The organism is Bacillus sp. 5w2 (assembly GCF_054353775.1).
The window spans coordinates 16,701-41,753 of the sequence record NZ_JBTIWT010000015.1; the positions used below are offsets into that span (position 1 = coordinate 16,701).

Sequence of the window (25,053 nt, forward strand, 5' to 3'; positions counted from 1 at the left end):
TTAGAAATAAATTTTGAAGTTTAATAAGGACGTAAAAGAAAAACTTTTATTTCATGTTACAATAAACGTAATTGTTACTAGAATAAGATAGAAAGGTTGAAAGTAGGTGACATCATGGGAAAAATCATTGCTATTGCCAATCAAAAAGGTGGCGTTGGGAAAACAACAACATCTGTTAATTTAGGGGCTGGATTGGCACAAGTAGGTAAGAAGGTCCTTCTTGTAGATATTGATGCTCAAGGAAATGCAACGACTGGTGTGGGAATTGAAAAATCCGAATTAGATCAATGTATTTACAACGTTCTTGTGGAAGATGCAGATGTTCAAGGGGTTGTACGGAAAACCGCAACTGAAAACTTAGATGTTCTACCCGCTACAATTCAATTGGCAGGTGCTGAAATTGAATTGGTACCGACTATTTCCCGGGAAGTACGTTTGCAAAGGGCATTACAGTCAGTTCGTGATGAATATGATTATATTATTATCGACTGTCCCCCGTCCTTAGGGTTATTAACGATTAATGCATTAACAGCAGCAGATTCTGTTATTATTCCTGTTCAATGCGAATATTACGCACTAGAAGGATTAAGTCAGCTATTAAATACAGTTCGACTTGTGCAAAAGCACTTAAATAAAAATCTAGCAATTCAAGGTGTATTGCTAACGATGTTGGATGCCCGTACAAATTTAGGGATTCAGGTTATAGATGAAGTGAAAAAATACTTTAGGGATAAAGTATACCGTTCGATTATTCCTCGTAATGTTCGTTTAAGTGAAGCACCAAGTCATGGGAAACCAATTATGCAGTATGACGCTAAATCAAGAGGGGCAGAAGTATATATAGATTTAGCAGAGGAAGTGATTGCAGGTGGCTAAAGGATTAGGAAGAGGAATCAATGTGTTTTTTCCTGATTTAGATGTGAAAGAAGAAGAGACAATTCAGGAGGTTGTGATAACTGAATTAAGACCGAATCCATATCAACCACGTAAACACTTTAATAAAGAGGCGATTCAGGAATTAGCGGCTTCTATTAAGGAACACGGTATATTGCAACCGTTAATTGCTAGAAAGAGTATTAAAGGATATGAAATTGTTGCAGGTGAAAGAAGATATCGTGCTGCCAAAGAGGCAGGACTCGAGAAGGTACCTGCTGTTGTAAGACAATTAAGTGAGCAACAAATGATGGAGTTTGCATTGCTTGAAAACTTACAACGAGAAGATTTAAATCCAATGGAAGAAGCAATGGCATATCAAATGTTAATGAATGAGCTAAATGTAACGCAAGAACAATTAGCGAAACGTCTTGGTAAGAGCAGACCTTACATTGCAAATTATACGCGGTTATTAAGCCTCCCCTCTTTTGTGCAAGATATGATTGCAAATGGTCAGCTTTCAATGGCTCATGGGAGAACTTTGCTTACGATAAAAGATGAAGAACAATTAAATTCTTTATTAAAACGAATCGAAAAAGAAGGATTAAATGTTCGTCAATTAGAGAAAATTGTTCAGGAGATTAATCAACGCGTTTCACGTGAAACAAAACAAGTGAAAAAAGAGAGAAACATATTTTTCGTAGAACGCGAAACGTTCTTAAGAGAAAAGTTTGGTACAGATGTGAAAATTAAAGAAACGAAAAGAGAAAAAGGTAAAATCGAAATTGAATTTTTTAATAAAGAAGATTTAAATCGTATTTTAGAATTGTTAGCACAGAAAAACTAAAAAGCAAACCATCTTATTATTTATAGATGGTTTGCTTTTTTTAATACAGATAGTTTTTGGTCGGTTTCTTTTATACTCTGCGCAATTACATCAGCCATTTTCATGACTAAACTTAGTCTTGTATTTTGCAGGACGAAAAACTCCATAAAACCATTTAGGTTTACGATGCCATGAATATGTAAATCACCAACTGCAGGTAATTTTTTATTCATTGCAGCTCCAGGCTTACTAGGCCCCATTCCGGTAGTGATGGAACCAATACTTTGAGACTTTCCTAAACAGGCATCAACCGCAATGATAAATGAAGTAGGATTATCTTTCTGTATATTCTGAATTTTCTCTTCTAAATTTAGCGCGTGTACTGGCTCATCTAGTGTGCCGAAAACTTGGAAGTTTTTAATTCCTACTTGTTCTAGTTTCGTACCGACTAACGGACCGAGTGCATCGCCTGTAGAACGATCTGTGCCGATACAAATGAGAATAACCGGTATATTCGTTTTAATAGGGATGTGGGCAAGTAAGAAGTTACTAATTGTCTCGGAGGCTTCTACGTCTTGGTGCATAACATTTTGAGTTTCTTTTTCGAAAAAAGGTAAGCGAAAACTTCCAATATTCATGAAGCATCCATCCTTTTAATAAATTTTCAAAATATGTTATATGGTGAGTAAAATGGAAAACTATAAGTGCGTAATTCCTGTAAAACTTGAGTGGAAACGGAAATAATAGTACTAGTATATATATATTCATTCCATTTTATACCTGTATGGAAGTTAACAAATGCAATTAAAGTCATAAAAATTTTTCAGCAATTAGGAGACTTCTGATACAATAAGAAGGATAACTAAAAAGAAATTTTGGCTGGAGAGGTAGAGGTACATGGATTTATTAACACAGTGGTTTAATGCCACGAAACAGTATTTATTAAATGCTGATCGTTGGGCTGATATTGGAACGGCGACATTGAAAATATGTATTATTTTAATAATCGGTGCAGTTGTGGTACGAGTTGCGCGTGCAATTGTACGAAATGCGTTTCGCATGGGAAGCCGTTCACCAATTCAAATTTCAGAACGTCGTACAGTTACAGTAGCGAAGTTACTTGAAAATATTGTGGCATACGTTGTTATGTTCATTATGTTAATTGCGATTTTAGGTGTGTTTAATATTAATGCATCTGGTTTATTAGCAGGTGCCGGGGTAATTGGTTTAGCGGTCGGATTTGGTGCTCAAAGTTTGGTAAAAGATGTCATTACAGGATTATTTATTTTGTTAGAAGATCAATTTTCAGTCGGTGACTATGTAAAAATTGGTCAGTTTGAGGGAGTCGTTTTAGAAATTGGACTTCGTACAACAAAAGTAAAGAGTTGGACAGGCGAAATTCATACTTTACCAAACGGAAGTATTATTCAAGTTACGAACTATTCAGTTAGTAACAGTGTTGCATTTGTTGATGTATCTATTTCGTATGAGGCTGACATAGCGAAGGCGGAGCAAGTCATTGAAGAGTTATTAGAAGAATTACCTGCACAGTATGCGCAAATGGTAACAACGCCTCAGTTATTAGGTGTGCAAACATTGGCTGCATCGGAAGTTATATTACGTGTTATTGCGGAAGTAGAGCCGATGCAACATGCGGTTGTTGCAAGAGCACTTCGTAAAGAAATTAAAAATCGTCTAGATTTACATGGTATTGAAATTCCATATCCACGTATGGTTTTATATAATCGTGAAGAATTGGTGAGTGGAAAAGCAATTTAGTATGGAGAGGGGTTTGGAGAATGGAGCAAAAGCAGTATAACTTGTACGATGTTGTGGAAATGAAGAAAGCCCACCCATGTGGTGAGAATCGTTGGAAGATTATTCGTATGGGAATGGATATCCGCATTAAGTGCGAGGGATGTGACCATTCAGTAATGATTCCTCGAAGAGAGTTTGATCGTAAGGTGAAAAAAATACTTGTGAAGCACGAAGAATAGAGAGAAAGTAACAGTTGCAATGGGTAGCTGTTACTTTTTTTCGTTTGGAGGAAACTTGTCATTTTTTTCGTTACTATCTATAATGATGAAAGATTGAGACATAGGAGTGAAAAATATGGGATTAACGGCTGGGATTGTTGGATTACCTAACGTAGGGAAGTCCACTTTATTTAATGCAATTACACAAGCAGGAGCAGAATCTGCAAACTATCCATTCTGTACAATTGATCCAAACGTAGGAATTGTAGAAGTACCAGATGAGCGTTTAAATAAATTAACGGAATTAGTAGAACCGAAAAAAACTGTTCCGACTGTATTTGAGTTTACTGATATTGCAGGTATCGTAAAAGGTGCTAGTAAAGGTGAAGGTTTAGGAAATAAATTCTTATCTCATATTCGCCAAGTAGATGCAATTTGCCAAGTTGTTCGTTGTTTTGAAGACGAAAATATTACGCACGTTTCAGGGAAAGTAGATCCAATCGATGATATTGAAACAATCAACTTAGAGCTAATCTTAGCAGATTTAGAATCTGTTGATAAACGTATCGAGCGTGTTGCAAAATTAGCAAGACAAAAAGATAAAGAAGCAGTATATGAGCATGAAATTTTAGTGCGTTTAAAAGAAGCTTTCGAAGAGGGAAAACCGGCTCGTACTGTTGAATTTACAGAAGAGCAAATGAAGATTGTGAAGGGCCTTCATTTACTTACAACGAAAGAAATGTTATACGTAGCAAACGTAAGTGAAGATGATATTATGGATCCTTCTGAAAACAAATACGTACAAATGGTAAAAGAATTTGCTGCAAATGAAAATTCTCAAGTAATCGTTGTATGTGCAAAAATCGAATCAGAAATCGCTGAGTTAGACGAGGAAGAGAAAAAGGTATTCCTTGAAGAACTAGGCATTGAAGAATCTGGTTTAGATCAATTAATTCGTGCTGCATATGATTTATTAGGACTTGCTACATACTTCACAGCTGGTGTGCAAGAAGTACGTGCATGGACGTTTAAACAAGGTATGAAAGCACCACAATGTGCTGGTGTAATTCATACAGACTTTGAGCGTGGATTTATTCGTGCAGAAACAGTTTCTTATGATGATTTAATGACAAACGGTTCTATGACAGCTGCAAAAGAAGCTGGAAAAGTACGTTTAGAAGGAAAAGAGTATATCGTAAAAGACGGAGACGTTATGCACTTCCGCTTCAACGTTTAATTTAATATTTCCTAGGAAAAATAAAGATATGAGCTTGGCAAATATATTATGTGTTTGCCAAGCTTTTTATGTATGGGTGAGTTGATTCATCCAACTTACTATGATATAATCTAAACTCGTGAGTAATTACTATAAATTAATTGCTCCTTGCCCATTATGGGCCGTTTAGACCAAAAGGAGGTGAAAGTGTAATGAGAAAGTACGAAATTATGTACATCATTCGTCCTGGCGTTGAAGAAGAAGCTCAAAAAGCTTTAGTTGAACGTTTTGCAGGTGTTTTAACAAACAATGGTGCAGAAATCATTAACACGAAAGAGTGGGGTAAGCGTCGTTTAGCTTACGAAATCAACGACTTACGTGAAGGTTTCTACATGATCTTAAACGTGAACTCTAACGCAGAAGCGATTAACGAATTCGACCGTTTAGCTAAGATCAACGAAGATATCCTTCGTCATATCGTTGTTAAAGAAGAAGAAAAATAATTGATATATAAGGGAGAGTGGTTCGATTGATGAATCGTGTTATCCTCGTTGGTCGTTTAACTAAGGACCCTGACTTACGTTACACGCCCAATGGTGTTGCAGTAGCTACTTTTACGTTAGCTGTGAATCGCGCATTTGCCAATCAACAAGGTGAGCGTGAAGCTGACTTTATTAATTGTGTAATATGGCGTAAACAAGCAGAAAACGTAGCAAATTATTTGAAAAAAGGTAGCTTAGCAGGCGTAGACGGACGTCTTCAAACTCGTAATTACGATGGACAAGATGGTAAACGTGTATACGTAACAGAAGTTCTTGCGGAAAGCGTACAATTTTTAGAGCCGCGTAATGGCGGTGGGGAGCAACGTGGTTCATTTAATCAGCAACCATCAGGAGCTGGTTTCGGTAACCAAGGCTCTAACCCATTTGGTCAATCTAGTAATCCGGGTAACCAAGGTAACCAAGGTAACCAAGGTAACCAAGGTAACTCTGGATTTACGAAGAATGACGATCCATTTTCAAATGTAGGTCAACCGATCGACATTTCCGACGACGATTTACCGTTCTAATACAGTAAATTTGTTAGTTTTAACAAAGAATGGAGGGAAATAGATATGGCAGGACGCAAAGGTGGACGTGCGAAACGTCGTAAGGTGTGTTTCTTCACAGCTAACGGCATCACTCGCATTGACTATAAAGATGTTGATTTATTAAAACGTTTCGTTTCTGAGCGTGGTAAAATTTTACCTCGTCGTGTAACAGGAACAAGCGCGAAATACCAACGCAAACTTACAGTTGCAATTAAACGTGCTCGTCAAATGGCACTTTTACCATATGTTGGTGAATAATAGCGTATGAAATGCACAGTAGAGTCGGACTCTACTGTGCATTTTGCTATGCTTTTCTTTTTTGAAAGAGAGGTTAGAGGATGAAAAATACGAAATTTATTACTGAGGGTGCAGCGTTGTTAGCAATATATGCAATGTTATTGCTTATATCTATGTATGTTCCGATTTTAGGTACGGTTGTAACGTTTGCGTTGCCATTGCCATTTATATTGCTAACGATTAGATATAAATTATCTAATGCCTTTGTAATTTTTACGGCGGCGCTTTTTATTACTGTTATTGTCAGTCAGCCGATGAACCTAGTGAAGACAACTATGTTTGGATTGATAGGTATCGTTTTAGGATATATGTATAAAAAACAAAAAAAGCCGGTAGAAATTTTGATAGCGGGGACGCTTGCATACTTAATTGGTATTATGCTCATTTATGTTGCGAGTATAAAGTTTTTTAACATAGATTTAATGAAGCAAATGCAAAATATGTTCAATGAAAGTATGACGCAAAGCGAAAAGATAGTCAGTGCTGCTGGTATGCCGATTAGTAAAGAACAAAAAGAGTTATTTGCACAAATGAATGATATGTTACAAACGTTATTTCCAAGTATACTTGTGCTCGTTTCTGCATGTTTTTCTTGGATCACAGTAATATTATCGGGCAGTGTTTTGAGAAAGTTAAAACATGATGTTATACCTTGGCCTAAATTTAAAGATATACAATTACCAAAGAGTATTGTTTGGTATTACGTTATATTTATTTTGCTATCAACTTTTATAAAAGTAGAACCGACATCATATTTACATATGGTATTTTCTAACCTAAATGTCATATTTGCATTATTACTCGTACTGCAAGGTCTGACATTTATTGCTTTTTTAGCGCATAGAAAAGGTTTTACGAAAGGTGTTCCTATTATTAGTTTTATTGTCTGCATGTTTATTCCGATGCTGTTTCCTCTTGTGACAATCTTAGGTATAATTGATTTAGGGATTTCATTGCGTTCTAAAATAGGAGGATAAAGTAATATTCCTTATACTATTTTAATCTGTTTAACTAACTGGAAGGTGAGTTAGTTTTACTTTATAGGAGTTGTATACATGCCTGAATTTTATAAGAAACAGTGGTTTTTATATCCTGTTTATGTATTGGCATTTTTCGTGTTTGTGCTCATTTCGATCCTCTGTTATTTTCATTTAATGATGGGGATAGCCGCCTTTTTTATTTTTTGTATCGTCCTTTTTGTTGTTGTACGATTTGAACTTACCTTTCAAAAGAATTTTGAAAAACATACGACAGATATGATTACAAGGGTAAAGAAAGTGAGTAATGAGGCATTTAACCAAATGCCGATCGGTATTTTGTTATACAATAAGGATTATGGGATTGATTGGGCGAATCCTTATTTATCTTCATGTCTGGGACAGCATGCGTTAGCTGGATGGCACCTTTATGATGTATCAGAAACGTTACTTCTTTTTATTAAGGGAGAAACTTCCGATGATATAGTCTCTTTAAATAATCGAAAGTTTCGTGTTTTTGTAAGGAAAGAAGAAAAGTTAATTTATTTCTTTGATGTAACGGAACAAACAGAGATCGAAAAGATGTACGAGGATCAACGTACTGTTTTGGCTGTCATTTATTTAGATAATTATGATGAAGTTACACAAGGTTTAGATGATCAATTACGTACGAATATAACAAGTCTTGTAACTTCACGACTAAATGAATGGGCCGTTAAGTATGGGGCATATTTAAAACGTGCATCTTCAGAAAGATTCTTCGTTGTACTAAATGAAAGTATTTTAGCACAGATGGAGAAAGGGAAATTTAGCATTTTAGATCAGGTGCGTGAAGAAACTTCCAAAAGGAATATACCACTTACTTTAAGTGTGGGTGTTGGATCAGGTGATTTACCTTTATCAGAGCTTGGGGCGATGGCGCAGTCCGGTTTAGACCTTGCGCTTGGCCGTGGTGGAGATCAAGTAGCTATTAAACAGGCAACAGGTAAAGTTAAGTTTTATGGTGGTAAGACAAATCCGGTTGAAAAACGTACTCGTGTACGTGCCAGAGTTATTTCGCATGCATTAAAGGATTTAGTATTAGAAAGTAGCAATGTCATTATAATGGGGCACAGGGCTCCTGATATGGACGCAATTGGTGCTGCGATTGGTATTTTAAAGGTAGCGCAATTAAATGAGCGCAAAGGATATATTGTGCTAGATGAAAATGATTCTGATAAGGGAATTAAGCGTTTGATGGATAAAGTGAAACAAAACGAAGAATTATGGTCACACTTTATTACACCAGGACAAGCGATGGAATTTGCAAATGATGATTCTTTACTTGTAGTTGTTGATACGCATAAACCTTCAATGGTGATGGAAGAAAAGCTTTTACGCAAAATTGAAAATGTAGTTGTTATTGACCATCATCGCCGAGGAGAAGATTTTATTGAAGATCCATTGCTTGTTTACATGGAGCCATATGCTTCTTCTACGGCAGAACTTGTTACAGAATTACTTGAATACCAACCGAAAAATTTAAAAATGACAATGTTAGAAGCGACAGCATTGTTAGCGGGTATTATTGTTGATACGAAAAGCTTTACATTCCGGACGGGTGCTCGTACGTTTGATGCTGCTTCTTATTTACGCTCACATGGTGCAGATACTGTACTTGTACAAGAGCTTTTAAAAGAAGATATGGATCAGTATTTACGGGTTGCAAAAGCTATTAAAAATGCGTACATTTATACAAATGGAATTGCGATTGCAAAAGTTGATAGTGATGATTACTACGATCAAGTGCTTATTGCGCAATCGGCGGACACATTATTAACAATGACAGGAATTATTGCGTCATTTGTTATTGCAAAACGTGGCGAGAATTTCATTGGAATTAGCGGCAGGTCTTTAGGTGAAGTGAATGTGCAGCTAATTATGGAAAATTTAGGCGGTGGTGGGCATTTAACGAATGCAGCCACACAAATGAAAAATGTTACAGTAGATGAAGCTGAGGAGAAGCTTCGATTTGTTATTGATGACTATTTACAGGGAGGCACACAATCATGAAAGTAATTTTTCTAAAAGACGTAAAAGGTAAAGGGAAAAAAGGAGAAGTAAAAAACGTACCAGATGGTTATGCAAATAACTTCTTATTAAAACAAGGATTAGCTGCTGAAGCAACAAATAGCAGTATGAAAACTTTAGAAGCTCAAAAGCGCAAAGAGGAAAAAGATGCAGCAGCAGAGGTTGAAAATGCAAAAGAATTGAAAGAAACATTAGAGAAACTAACTGTAGAAGTAAAGGCAAAATCTGGAGAAGGTGGCCGTTTATTCGGTTCTATTACGAGCAAACAAATCGTAGATGCAATGCAAAAATCACACAAGATTAAACTTGATAAGCGTAAATTTGAAATGGATGATGCAATTCGTGCATTAGGCTATACAAATGTTACTGTGAAATTGCATCCGCAAGTAACAGCAACAGTAAAAGTTCATGTTAGTGAACAATAAAAATAAGTTAAGCAAGGAGGATTGCGTATGAGTGATGTAATGGCTGATCGTACCCCTCCGCATAATATAGAAGCTGAGCAGGCAGTCTTGGGTGCTATATTGATTGATCAGGATGCGTTAACGTCAGCATCGGAACTATTAGTACCTGACTCATTCTATCGAACGAAACATCAAAAGATTTTTGAAGTCATGCTTGGGTTATCTGATAAAGGAGAACCGATTGACTTAGTAATCATGACATCAGCGATGGCTGATCAAGGATTATTAGAAGAAGTTGGTGGAGTTTCTTATCTAGCAGAGTTAGCAGAAGTTGTTCCAACGGCTGCTAACGTAGAATATTATGCACGTATCATCGCTGAAAAGGCACTTTTACGTCGTTTAATTCGAACAGCGACTCATATTGTGTCAGATGGATACGAGAGAGAAGATGACGTGGACGGCCTTCTAAATGAGGCTGAGAAAAAAATATTAGAAGTATCTCACCAAACAAATGCAAAAGCATTCCAAAACATTAAAGATGTTCTTGTAGATGCTTATGATAAAATTGAACTTTTGCATAATCAAAAAGGTGAAGTTACTGGGATACCAACTGGATTTACTGAATTAGATAAGATGACCGCAGGTTTCCAGCGAAATGATTTAATTATCGTAGCGGCACGTCCATCAGTAGGGAAAACCGCATTTTCATTAAATATCGCACAAAACGTAGCGACGAAAACGGATGAAAATGTAGCGATTTTTAGTTTGGAGATGGGCTCTGATCAGCTTGTTATGCGTATGCTTTGTGCAGAAGGAAATATTGATGCGCAAAGACTTCGTACCGGATCATTAACTTCTGATGATTGGGCGAAATTAACGATGGCGATGGGTAGCCTTTCTAATGCTGGTATATATATTGATGATACACCAGGGATTAAAGTAAATGAGATTCGAGCGAAATGTCGTAGATTAAAGCAAGAACAAGGTCTTGGGATGGTTTTGATTGACTATTTACAGCTTATTCAAGGAAGCGGGAAATCAGGAGAAAACCGTCAGCAGGAAGTATCTGAGATTTCTCGTACACTAAAAGGGATTGCACGTGAATTGCAAGTGCCTGTTATTGCCTTGTCACAGTTATCTCGTGGTGTAGAATCTCGTCAAGATAAACGTCCGATGATGTCTGATATTCGTGAATCGGGAAGTATTGAGCAGGATGCTGATATTGTAGCCTTCTTATATCGTGAAGATTACTACGACCGAGAAACGGAAAATAAAAATACGATTGAAATTATTATTGCAAAGCAGCGTAACGGTCCAGTAGGCTCAGTAGAGCTCGCATTCGTTAAAGAGTTCAATAAGTTCGTTAACTTAGAACGTCGCTTCGAGGATGGACATGCGCCGCCTGCATAAAGATAGTATAAAAAAGAAACACATTTCTTATAATAAGATGTGTTTCTTTTTTTTTATAGGAAAGATAAGGCTTTCATAATGTGAAAATATAATTCTTACGAACGAAAATGTTTTTTTATAAAAAAATGTTCGCTTTTTGGTTGACTTCTTTTTCGGTTTTGGTACAATTATATTGTTTGAATAGATCGTTTGAAAATTGCGGAGGTGCTTTAATAATGTCTTCAGTAGTAGTTGTAGGAACACAATGGGGCGACGAAGGAAAAGGTAAAATCACTGATTTTCTTTCTGAGCATGCGGAAGTAGTTGCAAGATATCAAGGTGGAAATAACGCGGGACATACAATTGTTTTCGGCGGAGTTAAATATAAATTACACTTAATTCCATCTGGTATTTTCTATAAAGAGAAAATTTGTGTAATCGGAAACGGCTTAGTAGTAGATCCGAAAGCATTACTTGAAGAGTTAAAATACTTACACGATCGTGGTGTAAGTACTGATAATTTACGCGTAAGTAACCGTGCGCATGTTATTTTACCTTATCACTTAAAACAAGATGAGTTAGAAGAAGCGAGTAAAGGTGATAACAAAATCGGTACAACGAAAAAAGGTATCGGTCCTGCATATATGGATAAAGCTGCTCGTATTGGTATTCGTATGGCTGATCTTTTAGACCGTGAAGCATTTAAAGAAAAGCTTGAGCGCAATTTAGTAGAAAAAAATCGTTTATTTGAAAAAATGTACGATACAGAAGGTTTCAGTGTAGAAGAAATCTTTGAAGAGTACTTCGAGTACGGACAACAAATCGCGCAATATGTATGTGATACGTCTGTTGTATTAAATGATGCACTAGATAACGATCAACGTGTATTATTTGAAGGTGCACAAGGTGTTATGCTTGATATCGACCACGGTACGTACCCGTTCGTTACATCTTCTAACCCGATTGCTGGTGGTGTAACAGTTGGAACTGGAGTTGGTCCTGCGAAAGTTACTCGCGTTGTAGGTGTATGTAAAGCATATACAAGCCGCGTAGGTGATGGCCCGTTCCCTACTGAGCTTAATGATGAAATTGGTCATCAAATTCGTGAAGTTGGTCGTGAGTATGGAACGACAACTGGTCGACCACGCCGCGTAGGTTGGTTTGATAGTGTTGTTGTAAGACATGCACGTCGTGTTAGTGGTTTAACAGATCTATCATTAAATTCTATCGACGTTCTAACAGGTATTCCAACTCTTAAAATTTGTGTTGCTTACAAATACAATGGCGAAGTTATCGATGAAGTTCCAGCAAACTTAAACATTTTAGCGAAATGTGAGCCTGTATACGAAGAACTTCCAGGTTGGGAAGAAGATATTACTGGTGTAAAATCATTAGACGAGCTTCCTGAAAATGCACGAAAATACGTAGAACGTGTTTCTGAGTTAACAGGAATTCAATTATCTATGTTCTCAGTTGGACCAGATCGTAACCAAACAAATATCGTTCGTAACGTATACGAAGCTTAATTGATATTTTTGAGAAAAAACTCATGTCCGCATGAGTTTTTTCTTATCTTTTATAAAAAAATAAAAAAAGATGTTGCAAAAAATAAAGAAGATATGTTATGATACATCTTGTCGTCACGAAAATATGACGTTGGTGAGTATGAGCCATTAGCTCAGTTGGTAGAGCATCTGACTTTTAATCAGAGGGTCGAAGGTTCGAATCCTTCATGGCTCACCATTTTATTTTTCGTGGCCCGTTGGTCAAGTGGTTAAGACACCGCCCTTTCACGGCGGTAACACGGGTTCGAATCCCGTACGGGTCATGTTTTTTTTATTTTCATTTTTGGTCCCGTGGTGTAGTGGTTAACATGCCTGCCTGTCACGCAGGAGATCGCCGGTTCGACCCCGGTCGGGACCGCCACTTTTGTTTATACCACCATTAGTGGTTTTATATATAGTTTTGGCTCGGTAGCTCAGTCGGTAGAGCAGAGGACTGAAAATCCTCGTGTCGGCGGTTCGATTCCGTCCCGAGCCACTCTCAGGATATTAAGTGGGCCCACTTAATATCCTTTTTATTTTGTGTAGTTTTACAAATGTGTGTAGTTATTTTACAATAGGATGAGGAGCCTCTAGCAGTTGAAGCTAGAGGTTTTTCTGTAGATCGTATAGGATTCCGTGTAAAGGTGGATCATACATGAGTCTATGAGAATAGAGGAGAGAACACTTAAATAAAGGTTGCTGTCATATAGGGATATACTATAGAAACATCAATATATTTAAGAATCATTGACCATATTTTTATGAGGAGGAAATAGACGATGATGGGAAAGAAAATTTTAGTAGTTGATGATGAAAAGCCGATTGCGGACATTTTGAAGTTCAACCTAGAAAAAGAGGGTTTTGAAATTGTAATGGCGCATGATGGTGATGAAGCAATTGAGAAAGCGAATGAAGAACAGCCAGATATGGTTTTATTAGATATTATGCTACCAGGTAAAGATGGTTTAGAGGTTTGCCGTGAAATACGTAAAAGCTCAGAAATGCCGATTATTATGCTTACAGCAAAGGACTCTGAAATCGATAAAGTATTAGGGCTTGAGCTTGGGGCAGATGATTATGTAACGAAGCCATTTAGTACGAGGGAATTACTTGCTCGCGTGAAGGCGAATTTACGTCGTCATCAACAAGGTGGTGCTGCAGAAAAAGAAGAAAATACGGAAATGGTTATTGGACCAATTGTTATCAATCCAAATGCGTATAGTGTAACGAAACGTGAGGAAAATATTGAACTTACACATCGTGAATTTGAGCTACTACATTATTTAGCAAAACATTTAGGACAAGTTATGACACGCGAACATTTATTGCAAACAGTTTGGGGTTATGACTATTTTGGAGATGTACGTACAGTGGATGTAACAGTGCGTCGTTTACGTGAAAAAATTGAAGATAATCCAAGTCATCCTACTTTAATTGTAACTAGACGTGGAGTAGGGTATTACTTGCGTGACCCAGAGCAGGAATAGTATATGAAGAAAGTCGGTTTTTTTCAATCTATTCATTTAAAATTTGTACTCATATATATGCTATTAATATTAATAGCTATGCAAGTTATTGGAGTATATTTCGTAAGAGAGTTAGAAAAGAGCCTTGTGCAAGGCTTTAGAGATTCTTTAACGCAGCAAACGAACTTATTAGCGTATAACTTGAAACAAGAGTTTAAAAAAAGTTATACAAAAGCAGAAACAGAGTCAACAGATGAGACGATTAAAACGTCAATTCGAAAATTTGCCTCTGATCGAAAGAAAGATATTCAAGAGGTAAGTGTATTTGATTCGCATAGAAAGTTACTCGCTATTTCAGATGAGTCAAAGCAAAATAAGGTAAATAGAACATCAACTGATATAGCTGTTCAGCGGGTATTGGTACAAAAAAAGCCAGAAGTGAAAATTGAGAAGGATGGCCGTACGGGCCATCGCGTACAAGTTATGCTTACTCCGATTCTAGATGATAACGGCAAAGATGCACTTGGTGTTATTTACATTGTTGCATCTATGGAAGATGTTTATAAACAGATGAAGGATATTAATCAAATTTTTGCGACTGGAACTGTAATTGCATTACTCGTAACAGCTGTACTTGGAATTTTGTTAGCTCAAACGATTACGAGACCAATCTCAGATATGCGAAGACAAGCGATTGAAATGGCAAAAGGAAACTATTCAAGGAAAGTAAAAGTGCATAGCCATGATGAAATTGGACAATTAGCATTATCTTTCAATAATTTATCAAAAAAATTACAACAAGCTCGTTCTTCAACGGAAAGTGAAAGACGTAAATTATCATCTGTTTTATCACATATGACAGATGGAGTAATTGCTACTGACCGAAAAGGGGACATTATTTTATTAAATGATCCTGCGGAAAAGATGCTAAATGTTTCGCGTGAAACGGCGCTCGATCAGTCTGTTTTAGAAGTATTAGGGATACAAGAAGAATTTACACTTGATCATTTATATGAAGAGCCGGATTCTGTTTTATTAGATTTTAGTACAAGAAATGAGCCATATATTTTACGCGCTAGTTTCTCTGTTATTCAAAAAGAGACAGGGAAAGCAAATGGTTTAATTGCCGTATTATATGATGTAACTGAGCAGGAGCGTATAGAAAGGGAACGCCGTGAGTTTGTAGCAAACGTTTCTCATGAATTAAGAACGCCATTAACAACAATGCGCAGTTATTTAGAGGCACTTACAGACGGTGCGTGGCAAGATCCGAATATTGCACCGCAATTTTTAACAGTTACACAAGAAGAAACAGAAAGAATGATTAGACTTGTAAATGCGTTATTGCAACTATCTAAACTTGATAGTACAGAACATCGTTTAATGAAAGAATGGGTCGACTTTACTGACTTCTTTAATAACATTATTGATCGTTTTGAAATGTCTAAAGAGCAAAACGTAAGTTTTAAACGATCTTTCTCTAAAAAATCCCGATTTATTGATATGGATACGGATAAAATTACGCAAGTTTTGTATAACATTATTTCGAATGCATTAAAGTATTCACCAGAAGGTGGAACGGTAACATATCGCTTACGTGATCGCGGGGAATTATTAGAGATTAGTGTAAGCGACCAAGGAATGGGTATTCCGAAAGAAAACGTCGATAAAATCTTTGAACGTTTTTATCGCGTAGATAAAGCACGTTCCAGACAAATGGGTGGTACAGGACTTGGATTAGCAATTGCGAAAGAAATGATTGAGGCACATGGTGGCTCGATTTGGGCGAAGAGTGAGGAAGGAAAAGGGACAACTATTTATTTCACATTGCCAATGGCAGCGGATGAAGAGGACGATTGGGAATGAGTATGGAAAATGTTAAAACGATAGTTTTAATTAATTTAGTTGTAATTAGCCTATTTCTTACTTTTAACTTATGGACGTATGTGCCAGATTCCACATCTATGCAAAACGCAAAATTTGTGCAGGGGAACGAAGGAACTACTCAAACTAAAATCGCTGATGTTGTCCGCCCTACTTCTATCATCGTGCATAAAGATAAAAATCATTACGGGAGCAAAAGAGAGGGAGATATAGAATCAATCTATAAACCTTTGGAAGCAGGGGAATTACATGATTTCAGAGAGATATCGATTGCTAAGGCTGATTTCCTTTCTTATGTGCATGGTGAAGGGAAAATTGAGCTTGTTTTTCCTACCAACGTCCCATTTGATGCAGTTAAATCTATGTTTAATATGAAAGAAAAAAGTATAGATAAGCCGAAACATTTTAATCGAATTATTCTTGATCCTTCTAGAAGTAGAGATCAAGAAATTAAAATTAATTTTGTTTCTGATAGTGATAACTCTAGAATATATGAAGCAAAATTAAGTGGTGTGTATTTAAAAGATGTTGTAAACGCACAAAATCAATTTATAGTATCGGCGAAACCTTACTTTGATTATCAAATTAATGATATGAAGAAGCTATTTTTACCAGATGGAACGACAGAATTAAATAATATAACATATATTTCATCTAATTTAGCAGTTGATACATTTAAGAATGCTCTTTTTAGTGACCCACGTTATTTAAGCCCAATTACCGAGAAATCGAAAGAGACATTTACAGATGGTATTAGATCCATGGAGATTGAAAACGATTATCATATGCTAAAGTATAAGAATTCTTCTGTTTCAAGTGAGAAAACGACAGATAATTTAATGCTTTTACAAAAAAGCTTTGATTTTGTAAATGGTCACAGTGGGAGTTTGGATTCATATCGTTTGGACTATATGAATAAAGGACAGACAGTATTCCGTTTACATGAAGATGGATATTCCGTATTCAATACAGATGGATTAGCTGAATTGAGACAAGTATGGGGATCAGAAGAAGTAATGGAATATGAAAGACCATTGTTGTCTTTAAATACGAAAGGTATAGAACAGAAGGTTACTCTTCCATCAGGTCACGTTGTGATAGCATCTTTAGAAAATAATGCCGCGGTAGATAAACGATTCATTAAAGACATTGGTATTGGATACAAATTATCACTAGATGGGCAAGTGGCTCGACTACAGCCAATCTGGTATGTAAAGTTTGTTGAAGATGAAGCTGGCAAACAAAAAATATATGAGTGGAGTGAGGGAGGACTAAATGGATTGGGATCGGATTAAAACCATATTTATTGTGACCTTTTTTGTTTTGGACCTCTTTCTCATTTTTCAATTCATTCAAAAGCAAGATAGTAATCAATTGGAGCTTATTGCAGAAACAAAGATAGATCAAGAATTAAAAGCAAACAAAATTACTATGGGTAATTTCCCTAAAGAACCGAAAAAAGAGTCATTTATTAGGGCGGAAAACAAGGCATTTAAAGAAGAAGATGTACAGTCTTTAAAAAATCAAACGGCGCATATACAAAATATGTACAAGATAGAAAGTAAGCTAAAAGAGCCCTTTTTAAATACAAAATCATTATCTAAAGACAAGTATAGTGATTTTTTGAAGAACTATGTATTGGATGGACAAAAGTATGAGTTTGGCGCGATGAAAGACTCTAAAATTTACTTCTTCCAAAAATATAAAGATAAGCCTATTTTCTATAACGATCAGGCAATGATTGTTGTGGAATTAAATGAAAAAAATGAACTTGTGTCGTATACGCAGACGATGCTAACTGATTTAAAAGAAATGGGCGAAAGTGAAAAAACGAAACAGCAAGAAATTATTACTGCCCAAACGGCTTTAGAAAATCTGTATTTAAAAAATAAAGTTCATGGGAATACACATGTAAAAGAAGCACAAATTGGTTATGCCACCCTTACCGCATCTACTTCTAATAACCAAGTACTCGCTCCAACATGGAATTTAAAAACGGAGCAGAAACAGGACTTCTTTGTAAATGCAATTGAAGGACAAGTTATGGAACTAGGGGAAAGGGAAAATCAAGTGGTTGATGAACATACTGGAGTGAGAAAGAATGGGTTTGCATTTTAGCGTGCTTGCAAGTGGAAGTACAGGGAATATGCTATATGTAGGAACGGATGAAAAAAAATTACTCGTCGATGCAGGTTTAAGTGGTAAAGCAACAGAGGCTTTATTTAAACAGGCAGAACTAAATATAAATGATGTATCAGGTATTCTTGTAACACATGAACATAGTGACCATATTAAAGGATTAGGTGTATTGGCACGTAAATATGATTTGCCTGTTTATGCAAATGAGAAAACATGGAATGCAATGGAACATTTAATAGGAAATATCCCAACTGAGCAAAAATTTATTTTCTCAGTTGGGGATGTAAAAACATTCGGCGATATTGAGGTCGAATCATTTGGAGTTTCTCATGATGCTGCAGAGCCGATGTTTTATGCTTTTCATAATAATAATAGAAAGTTAGCCCTTATTACAGATACGGGGTACGTGAGTGACCGTATGAAAGGTGTTATTAAGGGAGCTAATGCTTTCGTATTTGAAAGTAATCATGACGTGGAAATGCTTCGTATGGGACGTTATCCATGGAGTATTAAGCGACGTATTTTAAGTGATGTTGGGCACGTATGTAATGAGGATGCTGCATTAGCGATGGCGGATGTAATTACAGATGAGACAAAACATATTTATTTAGCCCATTTAAGTTTAGATAATAACATGAAAGAACTAGCACGTATGTCAGTATCACAAGTATTAGAGGAAAAAGGATTTGGAGTGGGAGAAGCTTTTGAAATTCACGATACAGATCCGAAAATGCCTACAAAAATTCAATACGTATAATTCTTCATTTTAGTAAACAATAAAGGTGAATATAGTTGTTTTCAGGAAGATAGGTGAACAAATATGTCCTTTATTGATGAAGAAAATTACCGTATGAAACGTGCAAGGAAAAAGAAGCATAAAGGTATTGTTATTTCTAGCATAGCAGGAACAATTGTAGGAGCTTCATTATTTGCATTTGGAGCTCCTTTATTTTCAAATGATACGGACGCGTTTCCGCAAGCTGAAGCAAGTGGAAGTAATATGGCCGAAGCTCAAGGAATTAAACAGATTAGCTTTGTGGATGCTGTTGATCGTGCGTCTGAAGCTGTTGTTGGAGTTATTAATATTCAACGAGATAATTTTTCAGAGGCAGATTCAGAAGCAGGTACGGGATCAGGTGTAATTTATAAGAAGACAGATGGTCAAGCTTATATTGTAACGAATAATCATGTTGTTGCTGGAGCAAATCGTATTGAAGTAAGTTTAAGTGACGGTAAGAAGGTTTCAGGAAAGGTATTAGGAACCGATGTAGTCACAGATTTGGCTGTACTAGAGATAGATGCAAAGCATGTGAAAAAAGTAATTGAGATTGGCGATTCTAATACTGTTCGAAGAGGAGAACCAGTCATTGCGATTGGAAACCCACTAGGGCTACAATTTTCTGGAACCGTCACACAAGGCATTATTTCGGCTAATGAGCGTATTGTCCCTGTAGACTTAGATCAAGATGGACATTATGATTGGCAAGTAGAAGTATTGCAAACAGACGCAGCAATTAATCCAGGTAATAGTGGTGGTGCGCTTGTAAACGCAGCAGGTCAATTAATTGGTATTAACTCAATGAAAATTGCTGCAAAAGAAGTAGAAGGAATTGGGCTAGCTATTCCTGTTACTAGAGCTGTTCCAATTATGAATGAATTAGAGAAGTATGGAAAAGTAAGAAGACCGTATGTTGGAATTGAACTGAGATCATTAAATGAGATTCCAAACTACTATTGGTCAAAAACATTGCATTTACCAGGCAATGTAACAGAGGGAGTTTGCATTTTAGATGTGAAAAGTCCTTCGCCAGGTACAGATGCTGGTTTACGAGAACACGATGTAATTGTAGCAGTAGATGGAAAACCGGTTCGCGATATTATCGGATTCCGTACGGCCTTATATGATAAAAAAATTAATGATAAAATGACTCTTACGTTTTATCGTGGTACAAAACGAGCAACAACAACGGTTAAACTAGGCATTCAAAAGTATTAAAAACAGGAGGGCCTACCTCCTGTTTTCTATTGTAGAAAAGTGAGGTGAAGAATATGAATTTACCTTGTTGTTTAGAACATGTTGAATTAGCTTTAGATATTATTGTGGATGAGTGTGAAGTTGCACCAGTTATCAACAATGTGGATAACTCAGAAAAAGAGAAAAAAACATGTGAATTTTGTCAAAATGAGGCGACATATGTTGTATCGAACACAGATTCTCACACAATATGTGGGTAACATTTGTGGATATGTGGATAAGTCCTGTGGATAACATGTTTGTAAGGTGGGGAATACGTGTGAATATCTCGATTATTTCAATTGGGAAATTAAAAGAAAAATATTTAAAACAAGGTATAGCAGAATATTTAAAACGATTATCTGCATACGCAAAAGTAGAAGTAATTGAATTGCCAGATGAAAAGGCACCAGAAAATTTAAGTGAAGCAGAAATGTTAATTGTAAAAGAAAAAGAAGGTATACGTATACTGGATAAAATTTCTGATGATACGCACGTGATTGCGTTAGCGATAGAAGGAAAGCAAAAATCATCAGAAGAATTTGCGATAAGCTTAGATCGTCTTGCTACATATGGAAAGAGTAAAGTTGCCTTTGTAATTGGTGGATCCCTTGGACTAAGTTCAGAAGTAATGAAGCGTTCAAACGAATCTCTTTCTTTTTCAAAGATGACATTACCACACCAATTAATGCGATTAGTATTGCTTGAGCAAGTGTATAGAGCATTTCGGATTAATCGTGGTGAACCGTATCATAAATAAAACTACTTTTATATATAACAAGAGTAAAAAGGACCATTGGACAAAAATTACCGATGGTCTTTTAAACATTAATAGATGGTATATAGGTTTCCTAAAATAAGTATGTTTCTATTTCTAAAAAAGTGTGATGTAATATGAAGAGGAAAAAAGTATAAGTAGTCATAGAAGTGAGGAATTAAAGGTGAAGAAGTTTAAAAAGTTTTACTTGGAGATTACGAGTGTATGTAATCTTGCGTGCAGCTTTTGTCCGCCGACGGAAAGGCAGAAGCAATTCATTTCTGTGGAGGATTTTGCTAAAAGATTAGACCAAATTAAACCTCACACAGACTACATTTATTTGCACGTGAAGGGTGAGCCGTTGCTTCATCCGAAAATAGATCAGCTGTTAGATTTAAGCCATGAAAAAGGGTTTAAAGTTAATATTACAACGAACGGAACGTTAATTAATAAGAGAAGGCATAGACTGTTAAATAAGCCTGCGTTAAGACAAATGAATTTTTCACTGCACAGTTTTGATGGACACCCAGGCTCGCAAGATAAAGAGGGCTATGTAAGAAGTATACTTTCCTTTATTAGGGAAGCGACAAGTCAATCGGATTTAATTGTTTCGCTAAGGTTATGGAATTTAACTCAGGATAATAAAACAAATGCTGAAATCCAGAAAAATAGAGATTTATTATCCATCATTGAAAATGAGTTTGATCTATCTTATCAAATTGAAGAGAAGCTTACACCAGGAAAAGGTATAAAAATTGCGGACCGTGTCTTTATTAATCAAGACTATGAATTCCAGTGGCCGGCATTACATGAAGAAGAGGATGATGGAAAAGGATTCTGTCACGGTCTTCGTAATCAGGCTGGAATTTTAGCGAACGGAACGGTTATTCCTTGCTGTTTAGATGGTGAGGGAATTATTAACCTTGGGAATATTAATAATGACTCATTTTCTAACATTATAGAAGGTGAAAGAGCAACAAACATTGTCGATGGATTTTCGAAAAGAGTTGCAGTCGAAGAGCTATGCAGGAAATGTGGATACCGTAAAAGATTTGGAAAGTAAATATGAAATAAGCCCTCATAAAGCGAGGGCTTATTTTTTATTCTTGATAAGAGCGCTCTAATTCATCAATTAAGGAACCGACGTAAGAAACAGCTTTACGGATTGCATCTGGTTTGGACATATCTACTCCGGCGTGTTTCATTAATTCAAGTGGTTTCATCGTACCACCAGCGCGAAGTACATCTAACCAGCGATCAACGGCAGGTTGTCCTTCTTCTTTAATCATTTGGGCTACCGCAGTAGATGCAGTGAGGCCTGCGGAATAGGTGTAAGAATATAAGCCCATATAATAATGAGGTTGACGCATCCAAGTTAAGCCAGCGCCTTCGTCAATTTCTACGGAATCTCCCCAGAATGTAGAAAGTACATTTGTTTTTATTTCAGTTAAAGTTGTAGCTGTAAGTGCTTCGCCTTTTTCTGCTAGAGTGTATACTCTTCTTTGATATTCTCCCTCAAGTAAGTGAGTAACAAAGTTATGATAATACGTGCCGAGTAGTTGCAGAATGACCCATCTGTGCATTCTCTTATCGTCAGTAGTCGCTAATAAATGCTGGGCTAATAGTAATTCGTTCATCGTAGACGGTGCTTCTACAAAGTACATAGATGGACGTACATTCATAATACGCTGGTTTTTATTTGCTAAATAAAAATGACCAGCATGCCCAAATTCATGGGCTAATGTGAAGCATCCACGCATCGTATTTTGCCATGTAATTAAAATGTATGGATGAGAACCATATGGACTTGAACAAAATGCACCTGTCGATTTCCCTACATTATCTGCAAGATCGACCCATCTTTCTTTGAATCCTTTTTTGATAATGGAACTATATTCATTGCCGAGTACTTGTAAAGAGTCTTGAATAAGTTTTCCAGCTTCTTCGTAAGTAATTGTCGGATTAAATTCAGGATCTAAAGGTGCATGTAAGTCGCAGAACAGCATTTGATCGAGTCCTAATACTTTCTTTTTTAAATCTGCAAAACGGCGCATATGAGGCGCTAATTCGTTATAAATAATATCAAGTTGATTGTTATACATTTCAAGTGGGACTTTTTGTGGTTCTAAAAGCATATGCGTAACAGATTCAAACTTGCGTAAACGAGAAAGTGTTACTTGTTTTTTTACTTCAGTAGCATATGTTGTTGCCACTGTATTTTTATATCGTTTCAAGGTGGAAACAAATGATGAGTATGCTTTTCTGCGTATGTCTACGCTTGGAGAAAACTCATATTTGCTCTCAAATAATGCAAATGAGACAGGGAGTTCGTTTCCTTGTTCGTCCTGTATGGAGGTAAAATCCATATCGGCTAATTTAGTCATACCGTAAATTTTGTATGGAGAACTATGTACTTCGCCAAGCGCAGCAAGAGCTTCTTCTGTTTCAGGAGAGAGCGTGTGCGACCTTTTTTGTAGTATGTCTAGTAATGATTTACGGAAAGGTTCAAGCTGTGTTTCTTCAGTTAAATATTTTTCAATTGTACCTTCATCGAATGAGAGGATTTCATTATGAATAAAGGATAGTGCCGTATGTACTTTCGTCCATAAAGCGGCAATTTTGGAAGAGTTCGCTTGAATAACTGGATTTGTACGATCAGTAGATTCTTTTAAATTTGCATAGGAGTATAGTTTTGTTAACTTCATTAAAAGCTCTTCTTCTAAAAGTAGGCAATGTAATAAGGTAGTAGGGCTAGTATGTAATTGTCCTTTAAATGCATCAAGTTTTTTTATATCATCTGTTAATACACGTAATGCAGTTTCCCACTCTTTATCAGATTCGTATAAATCAGAGAGGTCCCATGTTAGTTCAGTAGGAACTTCTGCGCGAATATGGCGTTTCTCAATTACATCTTTCATTTATTATATCCCCCTTATTATAAGTATATAAAAACATGATACTAGAAAATTCAGTTAAATGAAAATATTTAACATTTTTATACATAAAAAGAAGGACAAGCATAAAAATACTTGTCCTTCGAGTTAAATTTAAAAATTAATATACTTTATCACCGTTGAAAATAGAGTTTTTCACGACTACATAATCTACAGTACGAATTGAGTCTAATTTTGTTCCGCCAGCGTAAGAGATAGAAGATTGAAGATCTTGTTCCATTTCGATTAAAGTGTCTTCTAAAGAACCTTTATGCTCAACGAACATTTTCTTACCTTCAACGTTTTTCTTCTCTCCTTTTTGGAATTCAGAAGCAGAACCGAAGTACTCTTTATAAAGTTTGCCGTCTTTTTCGATTGTTTCCCCTGGAGACTCTTCATGACCAGCGAATAGAGAACCAATCATAACCATAGTCGCTCCAAATCGAATAGATTTAGCTACGTCGCCGTGTGTACGAATACCACCGTCAGCGATAATTGGCTTACTTGCAGCTTTTGCACACCAGCGAAGTGCAGCTAGTTGCCAACCGCCAGTTCCAAAGCCTGTTTTAATTTTAGTAATACAAACTTTACCAGGTCCAATACCAACTTTTGTTGCGTCAGCACCAGCGTTTTCTAATTCTCTTACCGCTTCTGGAGTTCCAACGTTTCCAGCGATAACGAAGCTTTCTGGTAAATGCTTTTTAATATGTTGAATCATGTTGATCACAGCATTAGAATGTCCGTGAGCGATATCAATCGTGATGTATTCAGGTGTAAGTTGCTCAGCAGCTAATTGTTGTACGAACTCATACTCGTCCTCTTTTACACCAACGCTAATAGAAGCGATTAATCCACGTGATTGCATATCTCTAATGAATGAGATTCGTTTCTCTGGTTGGAAACGATGCATGATATAGAAGTAATTATTTTCAGCTAAATAAGTTGCAATTCTTTCATCAATAATCGTTTGCATATTTGCAGGTACGACAGGTAATTTAAATTTATGTTTACCTAAAGTGACAGTTGTATCACATTCAGATCGGCTGTTTACAATACATTTTGCAGGAATTAATTGAATATCTTCATAGTCGAATACGTTTTCCATCATTTACACCCCTAAAATACGAATATTTTATTCATTTCATTTAAAAATGTTCGTCCAAAAGATAATTTACATTATTTTCACTCATAAGTCAAA

Annotated in this window: 25 protein-coding genes and 4 tRNA genes; 26 read left to right on the forward strand and 3 right to left on the reverse strand. The window is 36.3% G+C overall.

The genetic code is table 11. From position 1 onward, the window contains the following. The first annotated feature begins 114 nt into the window (after positions 1–114). On the forward strand, positions 115–876 hold the full coding sequence (gene soj, locus ACXY7N_RS21460) for a sporulation initiation inhibitor protein Soj (RefSeq protein WP_016085345.1): 762 nt from the start codon (positions 115–117) through the stop codon (positions 874–876). Next, positions 869–1,720: a stage 0 sporulation protein Spo0J gene (gene spo0J / locus ACXY7N_RS21465; RefSeq protein WP_080117787.1), complete on the forward strand. Its 852-nt coding sequence runs from the start codon at positions 869–871 to the stop codon at positions 1,718–1,720. Before soj ends, spo0J begins: the two co-directional genes overlap by 8 nt. 20 nt (positions 1,721–1,740) lie before the next feature. Here the strand turns inward: spo0J and yyaC are convergent, their stop codons facing one another. After that, entirely contained in the window at positions 1,741–2,337 is a 597-nt protein-coding gene (yyaC, locus tag ACXY7N_RS21470; protein ID WP_016085347.1) for a spore protease YyaC, read from the reverse strand. Positions 2,338–2,596: 259 nt separating this feature from the next. Here yyaC and ACXY7N_RS21475 point away from each other — a divergent pair, with 259 nt between their 5' ends. From ACXY7N_RS21475 to ACXY7N_RS21590, 24 genes are all read left to right on the forward strand, one after another. Next, on the forward strand, positions 2,597–3,478 hold the full coding sequence (locus ACXY7N_RS21475) for a mechanosensitive ion channel family protein (protein ID WP_016085348.1): 882 nt from the start codon (positions 2,597–2,599) through the stop codon (positions 3,476–3,478). Between the two features lie 20 nt (positions 3,479–3,498). Next, entirely contained in the window at positions 3,499–3,696 is a 198-nt protein-coding gene (locus ACXY7N_RS21480) for a DUF951 domain-containing protein (protein WP_000436051.1), read from the forward strand. Between the two features lie 115 nt (positions 3,697–3,811). Beyond that, positions 3,812–4,912 (forward strand): redox-regulated ATPase YchF, encoded by a 1,101-nt coding sequence (ychF, locus tag ACXY7N_RS21485; RefSeq protein ID WP_000524664.1) that lies wholly within the window; start codon positions 3,812–3,814, stop codon positions 4,910–4,912. Between the two features lie 191 nt (positions 4,913–5,103). Continuing rightward, positions 5,104–5,394: a 30S ribosomal protein S6 gene (gene rpsF / locus ACXY7N_RS21490; protein ID WP_001233781.1), complete on the forward strand. Its 291-nt coding sequence runs from the start codon at positions 5,104–5,106 to the stop codon at positions 5,392–5,394. Between the two features lie 26 nt (positions 5,395–5,420). Next, on the forward strand, positions 5,421–5,960 hold the full coding sequence (gene ssb, locus ACXY7N_RS21495) for a single-stranded DNA-binding protein (RefSeq protein WP_098405315.1): 540 nt from the start codon (positions 5,421–5,423) through the stop codon (positions 5,958–5,960). Positions 5,961–6,005: 45 nt separating this feature from the next. Then, positions 6,006–6,239: a 30S ribosomal protein S18 gene (gene rpsR / locus ACXY7N_RS21500; protein WP_000918873.1), complete on the forward strand. Its 234-nt coding sequence runs from the start codon at positions 6,006–6,008 to the stop codon at positions 6,237–6,239. 80 nt (positions 6,240–6,319) lie between these two features. Further along, positions 6,320–7,255: a YybS family protein gene (locus ACXY7N_RS21505; protein ID WP_116363704.1), complete on the forward strand. Its 936-nt coding sequence runs from the start codon at positions 6,320–6,322 to the stop codon at positions 7,253–7,255. Positions 7,256–7,333: 78 nt separating this feature from the next. Then, a complete protein-coding gene (locus tag ACXY7N_RS21510) occupies positions 7,334–9,307 on the forward strand; it encodes a DHH family phosphoesterase (protein WP_016085351.1) in 1,974 nt (657 codons plus the stop codon). Further along, a complete protein-coding gene (gene rplI, locus ACXY7N_RS21515; protein ID WP_000864237.1) occupies positions 9,304–9,750 on the forward strand; it encodes a 50S ribosomal protein L9 in 447 nt (148 codons plus the stop codon). Before ACXY7N_RS21510 ends, rplI begins: the two co-directional genes overlap by 4 nt. A gap of 27 nt (positions 9,751–9,777) precedes the next feature. Beyond that, positions 9,778–11,139, forward strand: a complete 1,362-nt coding sequence (gene dnaB / locus ACXY7N_RS21520; protein WP_001286242.1) for a replicative DNA helicase — start codon at positions 9,778–9,780, stop codon at positions 11,137–11,139. 215 nt (positions 11,140–11,354) lie between these two features. After that, complete coding sequence (locus ACXY7N_RS21525) at positions 11,355–12,644, forward strand: adenylosuccinate synthase (RefSeq protein ID WP_016085352.1); 1,290 nt, start codon at positions 11,355–11,357, stop codon at positions 12,642–12,644. A 141-nt stretch (positions 12,645–12,785) separates the two neighbouring features. Then, positions 12,786–12,861: transfer RNA gene (locus ACXY7N_RS21530), tRNA-Lys, on the forward strand. A 13-nt stretch (positions 12,862–12,874) separates the two neighbouring features. Next, positions 12,875–12,946, forward strand: a tRNA-Glu gene (locus ACXY7N_RS21535). 22 nt (positions 12,947–12,968) lie between these two features. Further along, a tRNA-Asp gene (locus ACXY7N_RS21540) sits at positions 12,969–13,044 on the forward strand. Positions 13,045–13,085: 41 nt separating this feature from the next. Further along, positions 13,086–13,158, forward strand: a tRNA-Phe gene (locus tag ACXY7N_RS21545). 283 nt (positions 13,159–13,441) lie between these two features. Further along, positions 13,442–14,149 carry a cell wall metabolism DNA-binding response regulator WalR gene (gene walR, locus ACXY7N_RS21550; protein ID WP_000971865.1) on the forward strand — a complete coding sequence of 236 codons (708 nt, stop codon included), beginning with the start codon at positions 13,442–13,444 and terminating at the stop codon, positions 14,147–14,149. A gap of 3 nt (positions 14,150–14,152) precedes the next feature. Then, positions 14,153–15,994 carry a cell wall metabolism sensor histidine kinase WalK gene (walK, locus tag ACXY7N_RS21555; RefSeq protein WP_000755363.1) on the forward strand — a complete coding sequence of 614 codons (1,842 nt, stop codon included), beginning with the start codon at positions 14,153–14,155 and terminating at the stop codon, positions 15,992–15,994. After that, on the forward strand, positions 15,991–17,307 hold the full coding sequence (locus tag ACXY7N_RS21560) for a YycH family regulatory protein (RefSeq protein ID WP_098985807.1): 1,317 nt from the start codon (positions 15,991–15,993) through the stop codon (positions 17,305–17,307). The genes walK and ACXY7N_RS21560 overlap by 4 nt, the downstream gene beginning before the upstream one ends. Beyond that, positions 17,288–18,130: a two-component system regulatory protein YycI gene (locus ACXY7N_RS21565; protein ID WP_016085354.1), complete on the forward strand. Its 843-nt coding sequence runs from the start codon at positions 17,288–17,290 to the stop codon at positions 18,128–18,130. Before ACXY7N_RS21560 ends, ACXY7N_RS21565 begins: the two co-directional genes overlap by 20 nt. Then, the gene (locus ACXY7N_RS21570) at positions 18,114–18,908 is read left to right on the forward strand and encodes an MBL fold metallo-hydrolase (protein ID WP_000522836.1); all 795 of its coding nucleotides are present in this window, start codon (positions 18,114–18,116) and stop codon (positions 18,906–18,908) included. Before ACXY7N_RS21565 ends, ACXY7N_RS21570 begins: the two co-directional genes overlap by 17 nt. A 63-nt stretch (positions 18,909–18,971) precedes the next feature. After that, complete coding sequence (locus ACXY7N_RS21575) at positions 18,972–20,147, forward strand: S1C family serine protease (RefSeq protein ID WP_016136146.1); 1,176 nt, start codon at positions 18,972–18,974, stop codon at positions 20,145–20,147. A 53-nt stretch (positions 20,148–20,200) separates the two neighbouring features. After that, positions 20,201–20,386, forward strand: coding sequence for a CxxH/CxxC protein (locus ACXY7N_RS21580; protein WP_001052827.1), 186 nt, complete (start codon positions 20,201–20,203; stop codon positions 20,384–20,386). Between the two features lie 59 nt (positions 20,387–20,445). Next, positions 20,446–20,925: a 23S rRNA (pseudouridine(1915)-N(3))-methyltransferase RlmH gene (rlmH, locus tag ACXY7N_RS21585; protein ID WP_001027000.1), complete on the forward strand. Its 480-nt coding sequence runs from the start codon at positions 20,446–20,448 to the stop codon at positions 20,923–20,925. 181 nt (positions 20,926–21,106) lie between these two features. Beyond that, positions 21,107–21,985 (forward strand): radical SAM/SPASM domain-containing protein, encoded by an 879-nt coding sequence (locus ACXY7N_RS21590; protein WP_016085356.1) that lies wholly within the window; start codon positions 21,107–21,109, stop codon positions 21,983–21,985. 37 nt (positions 21,986–22,022) lie between these two features. On the opposite strand, the gene pepF is transcribed toward ACXY7N_RS21590, so the two are convergent. Both pepF and guaC read right to left on the reverse strand, forming a co-directional pair. Then, complete coding sequence (gene pepF, locus ACXY7N_RS21595; RefSeq protein ID WP_098985808.1) at positions 22,023–23,840, reverse strand: oligoendopeptidase F; 1,818 nt, start codon at positions 23,838–23,840, stop codon at positions 22,023–22,025. A gap of 136 nt (positions 23,841–23,976) precedes the next feature. Continuing rightward, complete coding sequence (gene guaC, locus ACXY7N_RS21600; RefSeq protein WP_000432444.1) at positions 23,977–24,960, reverse strand: GMP reductase; 984 nt, start codon at positions 24,958–24,960, stop codon at positions 23,977–23,979. Positions 24,961–25,053 lie beyond the last annotated feature (93 nt).

Coding starts and splice junctions, on each gene's coding strand:
- ACXY7N_RS21570 (WP_000522836.1), top strand. CDS start 18,114: ATGGGTTTGCATTTTAGCGTGCTTGCAAGTGGAAGTACAGGGAATATG.
- rpsF (WP_001233781.1), top strand. CDS start 5,104: ATGAGAAAGTACGAAATTATGTACATCATTCGTCCTGGCGTTGAAGAA.
- ACXY7N_RS21525 (WP_016085352.1), top strand. CDS start 11,355: ATGTCTTCAGTAGTAGTTGTAGGAACACAATGGGGCGACGAAGGAAAA.
- ACXY7N_RS21560 (WP_098985807.1), top strand. CDS start 15,991: ATGAGTATGGAAAATGTTAAAACGATAGTTTTAATTAATTTAGTTGTA.
- guaC (WP_000432444.1), bottom strand. CDS start 24,960: ATGGAAAACGTATTCGACTATGAAGATATTCAATTAATTCCTGCAAAA.
- soj (WP_016085345.1), top strand. CDS start 115: ATGGGAAAAATCATTGCTATTGCCAATCAAAAAGGTGGCGTTGGGAAA.
- walK (WP_000755363.1), top strand. CDS start 14,153: ATGAAGAAAGTCGGTTTTTTTCAATCTATTCATTTAAAATTTGTACTC.
- ychF (WP_000524664.1), top strand. CDS start 3,812: ATGGGATTAACGGCTGGGATTGTTGGATTACCTAACGTAGGGAAGTCC.
- dnaB (WP_001286242.1), top strand. CDS start 9,778: ATGAGTGATGTAATGGCTGATCGTACCCCTCCGCATAATATAGAAGCT.
- pepF (WP_098985808.1), bottom strand. CDS start 23,840: ATGAAAGATGTAATTGAGAAACGCCATATTCGCGCAGAAGTTCCTACT.
- rplI (WP_000864237.1), top strand. CDS start 9,304: ATGAAAGTAATTTTTCTAAAAGACGTAAAAGGTAAAGGGAAAAAAGGA.
- ACXY7N_RS21575 (WP_016136146.1), top strand. CDS start 18,972: ATGTCCTTTATTGATGAAGAAAATTACCGTATGAAACGTGCAAGGAAA.
- ACXY7N_RS21565 (WP_016085354.1), top strand. CDS start 17,288: ATGGATTGGGATCGGATTAAAACCATATTTATTGTGACCTTTTTTGTT.
- ACXY7N_RS21580 (WP_001052827.1), top strand. CDS start 20,201: ATGAATTTACCTTGTTGTTTAGAACATGTTGAATTAGCTTTAGATATT.
- ACXY7N_RS21475 (WP_016085348.1), top strand. CDS start 2,597: ATGGATTTATTAACACAGTGGTTTAATGCCACGAAACAGTATTTATTA.
- rpsR (WP_000918873.1), top strand. CDS start 6,006: ATGGCAGGACGCAAAGGTGGACGTGCGAAACGTCGTAAGGTGTGTTTC.
- walR (WP_000971865.1), top strand. CDS start 13,442: ATGATGGGAAAGAAAATTTTAGTAGTTGATGATGAAAAGCCGATTGCG.
- ACXY7N_RS21510 (WP_016085351.1), top strand. CDS start 7,334: ATGCCTGAATTTTATAAGAAACAGTGGTTTTTATATCCTGTTTATGTA.
- yyaC (WP_016085347.1), bottom strand. CDS start 2,337: ATGAATATTGGAAGTTTTCGCTTACCTTTTTTCGAAAAAGAAACTCAA.
- ACXY7N_RS21505 (WP_116363704.1), top strand. CDS start 6,320: ATGAAAAATACGAAATTTATTACTGAGGGTGCAGCGTTGTTAGCAATA.
- ACXY7N_RS21480 (WP_000436051.1), top strand. CDS start 3,499: ATGGAGCAAAAGCAGTATAACTTGTACGATGTTGTGGAAATGAAGAAA.